Source organism: Nguyenibacter vanlangensis (assembly GCF_013376155.1).
GTDB classification, from domain to species: Bacteria; Pseudomonadota; Alphaproteobacteria; order Acetobacterales; family Acetobacteraceae; genus Gluconacetobacter; species Gluconacetobacter vanlangensis.
The window spans coordinates 1-6,071 of the sequence record NZ_JABXXP010000139.1; the positions used below are offsets into that span (position 1 = coordinate 1).

Here is a 6,071-nt window from a genome sequence, read left to right on the forward strand (position 1 = left end):
GACGCCGCGCAGGCGATGGTGAACCGGCGGCTCTATGTCGCGCGGGCCAGCCTGCCGGAGCCGGATCAGGACGAGTTCTATTTCACCGACCTGATCGGCCTGGACGTCTGCCTGGAGGGGCGCGACGCGTCGTGCGGCGCGTCCTTGGGGCGGGTGCTGACGGTCCATGACTATGGCGCGGGGGTCAGCCTGGAGATCGGCGGGAGCGGCCATGCGCCGCTGATCCTGCCCTTTACCCGGGCGTGCTTTCCGGTCATCGACGTGGCGGCCGGGCGGATCGTCGCGGTGCTGCCCGACGAGGTCGAGGTCCAGGGCGACGTCTCGCGTCCGGATGCGGTCGAGGTCTCGAAAGTCGAGGTTTCGGGGGCCGGGGTCTCGGAAATCGGGGCGGCGTCATGACCTGGCAGGCCACGATGCTGACCCTGTTTCCGGACATGTTCCCCGGTCCGCTGGGCCAGTCCCTGGCCGGACGCGCGCTGGCGGACGGGCTGTGGTCGCTGCGGACATGCAATCTGCGCGAGTACGGGCTGGGGCGGCATCGCACCGTGGACGATACGCCGTTCGGAGGCGGGGCCGGCATGGTCATGCGTCCGGACGTAGTGTCCGCGGCGATCCGCGACGTCGCGCTGGCCGGCAGGCCGCTGGTCTATCCCACGCCGCGCGGCCGTCCGCTGCGCCAGGAGGATGTCCGCCGCTATGCCGGCGGGCCGGGCCTGGTGGTGCTGTGCGGCCGTTATGAAGGGGTGGACGAGCGGGTGCTGGAGGCCAGCGGGGCCGAGCAGGTCTCGATCGGCGATTATGTCCTGTCAGGCGGGGAGATGGCGGCGCTGGTGCTGCTGGATAGCTGCGTGCGGCTGATCCCCGGGGTCATGGGTTCCGACGCCAGCGGCACGGAGGAGAGTTTCTCCGACGGGTTGCTGGAATATCCGCATTACACCAAGCCGGCGAGCTGGGAGGGGCGCGAAGTGCCCGACATCCTGTTGTCCGGTCATCATGCCGCCATCGCGAACTGGCGGCGGACTGAATCCGAGATCGCGACCCGGACGCGCCGGCCCGATTTGTGGGCGGCGCGCCTGGAGCGCGCCGGCCAAGATCGCGCCCGCCCGGCCAGCCCAACGGCTGAGCCGAAGCGGACGCATTGACTGTTTTCAAGCGAAGGACTCGATCATGAACATCATCCAGCAATATGAGGCCGACGAGATCGCGCGTCTCTCGGCCGCCCGCGCGGTACCCGAATTCGGCCCCGGCGACACGGTCCGCGTGTCGGTCCGCGTCGTCGAAGGCGAGCGCCAGCGCGTCCAGGCCTATGAGGGCGTGGTGATCGCGCGTTCGAACAAGGGGCTGAACAGCAACTTCACCGTGCGCAAGATCTCGAACGGCGAGGGCGTCGAGCGCATCTTCCCGCTCTATGCGCCGGCGATCGCCGAGATCAAGGTCGTGCGCCGTGGCGCCGTGCGCCGCGCGAAGCTGTATTATCTGCGCGGCCGCCGCGGCAAATCGGCCCGTATCGCCGAGCGCGCGCGCGAGACCGTGGCGGCCGGGGCCTGATCCCGCGGCCCGGCCCGTTCGGCCCCCGAAATGTTTCCCGGGGGTGGTTGCCGAGGGGTTTCCCGGGGCCGGGCCATGTGGCGGCGCATTCGCGTCTCCCCTTGCGGGGGGACGAGGCGCGTCACGATATCGACCGGGTTCGTCGCCCCGCCGCCCGTCCGTCATGACGGGCGGCGGTGTCGGCGTTTCCGTATGAATTCACACGTTTCCGTGTGAAAGCTGTGCAGAGAGGAAGACCGATGGCCGCACGTACGCTGTTCGACAAGATCTGGGACAGCCATGTCGTGGAGCGGCTTCCGGACGGTACGGCGATCCTTTATATCGACCGCCACCTGGTGCATGAGGTCACCAGCCCGCAGGCCTTCGAGGGGCTGCGCATCAGCGGGCGGCGTCTGCGGCGGCCGGATGCGACGATCGCGGTGGTGGACCATAACGTGCCGACCTCGGACCGCACCCTGCCGATCGAGGAGCCGGAAAGCCGCAACCAGATCGAGACCCTGGAGCGCAATGTCCGGGCGTTCGGCGTTCCGTATTTCCCGCTTCTGTCCGAAAACCAGGGTATCGTGCACGTGGTGGGGCCCGAGCAGGGGATTTCGCTGCCGGGCATGACCATCGTGTGCGGCGACAGCCATACCTCGACCCACGGGGCGCTGGGCGCGCTGGCGTTCGGCATCGGCACGTCCGAGGTCGAGCATGTGATGGCGACCCAGACCCTGCTGCAGAAGCCGGCGAAGAACATGAAGGTGGTCGTCGAGGGCACGCTGGGCCCGGGGGTGACCGCCAAGGACGTGATGCTGGCGATCATCGGCAGGATCGGCACGGCGGGCGGCACCGGCCATGTGATCGAGTTCGCCGGCTCGACGATCCGCGGGCTGGACATGGCCGGGCGGATGACGATCTGCAACATGTCGATCGAGGCCGGCGCGCGGGCCGGGCTGGTGGCGCCGGATGCGGTGACGTTCGACTATGTGCGCGGCCGGCCCTATGCCCCGAAGGGCGAGGCGTTCGAGCAGGCGGTGGCGTACTGGAAGACGCTGGCGGCGGACGAGGGCGCGCAGTACGACAAGGTGGTCGAATTGCGCGCCGAGGATATTCCGCCGGTCCTGACCTGGGGGACCAGCCCCGAGACCGTGATCCCGGTGACGGGCGCCGTGCCGGACCCCGCGGCCGAGGCCGACGAGGCGCGGCGCGCGCAGATGCAGCGCATGCTGGATTACATGGGCCTGCAGGCCGGACAGAAGATCGCCGGCGTGCCGGTCGACGTGGTCTTCATCGGGTCCTGCACCAACAGCCGGATCGAGGATCTGCGCGCGGCGGCGTCGGTCGTAACGGGGCGGCACGTCGCGGACGGCGTGCGGGCCATGGTGGTGCCGGGGTCGGGCCTGGTGAAGGCGCAGGCCGAGCGGGAGGGGCTGGACCGGATCTTTCGCGAGGCGGGGTTCGAATGGCGGGAGGCCGGCTGTTCGATGTGCCTTGGCATGAACCCGGACAGGCTGACGCCGGGCCAGCGCTGTGCCTCGACCTCGAACCGGAATTTCGAGGGGCGGCAGGGGCCGGGCGGCCGGACGCACCTGCTGTCGCCCGCCATGGCGGCGGCGGCGGCGGTGACGGGACATCTGACAGACGTGCGGGAGCTGATCTGAGCCATGGAAAAATTCACCGTCCTGACCGCGATCGCCGCGCCGCTGCCGGAAGCGAACATCGATACGGACAAGATCATCCCGGCGCGTTTCCTGAAGACCACCAAGCGGTCGGGCCTGGGCGTGCATGCCTTCGACGGCATGCGCTACAACCCGGACGGATCGGAACGCCCGGATTTCGTGCTGAACCAGCCGCCTTATCGCGATGCCGGGATCCTGATCACCTATGACAATCTGGGGTGCGGGTCGTCGCGGGAGCATGCGCCATGGGCGCTCCTGGATTTCGGCATACGCTGCGTGATCGCGCCGTCCTTTGCCGACATCTTCTTCAACAACTGCTTCAAGAACGGCATCCTGCCGATCCAACTGCCGCGCGAGACCTGCGATGCGCTGATGGAGGATGCGCGGCTGGGGGGCAACGGGCGGCTGACGGTCGATCTGGAGCGCCAGGTGGTCATCCGCCCGGACGGGGCCGAGATCGGCTTCGAGATCGATCCGCTGCGCCGGCACCTGCTGCTGGAGGGTCTGGACGATATCGGCCAGACCCTGCAGCACGAGGCCGCGATCGGGGCCTTCGAGACGGCGCGGGAGCGGGCGCAGCCCTGGCAGACGCATATCGTCGTGGCGTGATCCGCCAGGCCTGTCTGTCCGGCCCTGCCTGTCGATAAAAAAAACGGGAGAGAACGACGAGATGAGCGCGACCAAGAAGCTGTTAGTCCTGCCGGGCGACGGGATCGGCCCCGAGATCATGCGCGAGGTCGCGCGGGTTGTGACGTGGATGGAGCGCGCGCGCGGCGTGGTCTTCGATATTTCCGAGGACCTGGTCGGTGGCGCGTCGCTGGCGGTGCATGGCGTGCCGATCCGCGACGAGGTGATCGCGGCGGCGAAGGCGGCGGATGCGGTGCTGTTCGGTTCGGTGGGCGATCCGCGATGGGCGTCGGCCGGTTTCGACCGGCGGCCCGAGATCGCGATCCTGAAGCTGCGCCAGGAACTGGAGCTGTTTGCGAACCTGCGTCCGGCCAAGGTGTTTGACGCGCTGGTCGATGCCAGCACGCTGAAGCCCGAGATCGTGGCCGGGCTGGACATCATGATCGTGCGCGAGACCGTGGGCGGGATCTATTTCGGCGAGCCGCGCGGGATCGAGACCCTGCCCGACGGCAGCAGGCGGGGCATCAATACCGAAATCTATACCACCGCGGAAATCGAGCGCGTGGCGCGGGTGGCCTTCGACCTGGCGCGGCAGCGCGGCAACCGCGTCTGTTCGGTCGAGAAATGCAACGTGATGGAAAGCGGGCTGCTGTGGAAGGAGGTCGTCACCGACCTGCATGCCCGCGACTATCCCGATGTCGAACTGAGCCACATGCTGGCGGATAATTGCGCGATGCAGCTTGTGCGCAATCCGCGTCAGTTCGACGTGATCGTGACCGGCAACCTGTTCGGCGATTTGTTGTCGGACCTGGCCTCGATGCTGACGGGCAGCCTGGGCATGCTGCCCTCGGCCACGCTGGGGGCGGTGGACGCGTCCGGCAGGCGTCCGGCGCTGTATGAGCCGATCCACGGCAGCGCGCCCGATATCGCGGGCAAGGGAATCGCCAATCCGCTGGCGCAGATCCTCTCATTCTCGATGCTGCTGCGCTATTCGTTCGGGATGGAGGCGGAGGCTGTGCTGATCGAGACCGCCGTGGCCAACGTGTTGGCCAGCGGGCTGCGTACCGCCGACATCATGAGCCCGGGCACGGCGCAGGTCGGCACCGCGGTGATGGGCGAGGCCGTGGTGCGCGAACTGGACAAGCTGAACGGCTGACGCGGCGGGCGCGGCCGGGGCTCTTTTAAGCCAGGGGATTCTTTAAAAGGAATTTGCCTTTCCGGGCGCCGGGATCTCTGGAATTGTTCCGTGATGAACATGATCCGAGGCATCCTGGCCTGTGCCGCCCTGCTGGTGGCGTGGCCTGTCCGGGCCGCCATGCCCGCGCATTTCAGTACTCCGGCCTATCTGTCGGACGTGACGGGGGCGCAGGCCCTGGCGTGGGTGCGGCAGCAGAATCGCCGCACCGACGACACGCTGGCGCGTGACCCGCGCTATCGCGCATTCCATGATGCGGTGCTGCAGGTCGAGCAGGATCGGCATCGAATTCCCGAACCCTCCTTTATGGCCGGGAAGATTTTCAATTTCTGGCAGGACGCGGTCAATCCCCGCGGGATCTGGCGCCAGACGGACCTGGCGTCGTTTCTGGGCGGTCGTCCGGCCTGGGTCACCAGGCTGGACGTCGATGCGCTGGCCCGGCAGGAGCATCGCGACTGGGTTTTCCAGGGCGCGGAATGCCTGGAGCCTGGGGATTCGCCGTGCCTGGTGCGTTTGTCCGACGCGGGCGAGGATGCGGCGAGCCTGCGCGAATTCCTGCCGCTGAGCGGGCAGTTCGTGCCGGGGGGCTTCGTGCTGCCGCGATCGAAGCAGACGGCGGTCTGGGAGGATCGTGACACGCTGCTGGTCGCGCGTGACTGGGGCGCGGACCGGGGTGGGGTAACGGCGTCCGGCTATCCGTTCGTGGTCAGGCGCCTGCGCCGGGGCCAGGCGCTGGACCAGGCGGCGGAGGTGATGCGCGGGACGCCCGGCGACGTTTCGGTGGAGCCGCTGGCGCTGGCCGACGGGCAGGGGCGCCGTATCGTGCTGATCCGCCGCGCGGTCACGTTTTTCGAGGACCGGTACGGGGTGGTGACGCCGCAGGGCGTGCGGATGCTGGACCTGCCGTCGCGCATGGACCTGCACGGGTTCGCGGGCGGGCGGCTGATCCTGTCGGTCAACCAGGACTGGACGCCGCGCGGCGGGACGCGGATCGCGGCGGGCAGCGTGATCGCGGTCGATCCGGCGGGGCAGGCGGCGGC

General features: G+C 68.6%; 5 protein-coding genes and 2 pseudogenes. All 7 read left to right on the forward strand.

The window, feature by feature from the left end:
• A pseudogene (locus tag HUK84_RS08800) lies at positions 1-399 on the forward strand (hypothetical protein); the annotation flags it as partial.
• Positions 396-1,142 carry a tRNA (guanosine(37)-N1)-methyltransferase TrmD gene (gene trmD / locus HUK84_RS08805; RefSeq protein WP_176639966.1) on the forward strand — a complete coding sequence of 249 codons (747 nt, stop codon included), beginning with the start codon at positions 396-398 and terminating at the stop codon, positions 1,140-1,142. The pseudogene HUK84_RS08800 and the gene trmD, both read left to right, overlap by 4 nt.
• A 25-nt stretch (positions 1,143-1,167) precedes the next feature.
• Positions 1,168-1,548, forward strand: a complete 381-nt coding sequence (gene rplS / locus HUK84_RS08810) for a 50S ribosomal protein L19 (protein ID WP_176639967.1) — start codon at positions 1,168-1,170, stop codon at positions 1,546-1,548.
• Between the two features lie 239 nt (positions 1,549-1,787).
• Positions 1,788-3,191, forward strand: coding sequence for a 3-isopropylmalate dehydratase large subunit (gene leuC, locus HUK84_RS08815; protein ID WP_176639968.1), 1,404 nt, complete (start codon positions 1,788-1,790; stop codon positions 3,189-3,191).
• A 3-nt stretch (positions 3,192-3,194) separates the two neighbouring features.
• Positions 3,195-3,818, forward strand: a complete 624-nt coding sequence (leuD, locus tag HUK84_RS08820) for a 3-isopropylmalate dehydratase small subunit (protein ID WP_176639969.1) — start codon at positions 3,195-3,197, stop codon at positions 3,816-3,818.
• 61 nt (positions 3,819-3,879) lie between these two features.
• The gene (gene leuB, locus HUK84_RS08825; RefSeq protein ID WP_176639970.1) at positions 3,880-4,992 is read left to right on the forward strand and encodes a 3-isopropylmalate dehydrogenase; all 1,113 of its coding nucleotides are present in this window, start codon (positions 3,880-3,882) and stop codon (positions 4,990-4,992) included.
• A gap of 93 nt (positions 4,993-5,085) precedes the next feature.
• A pseudogene (locus HUK84_RS08830) lies at positions 5,086-6,071 on the forward strand (S9 family peptidase); the annotation flags it as partial.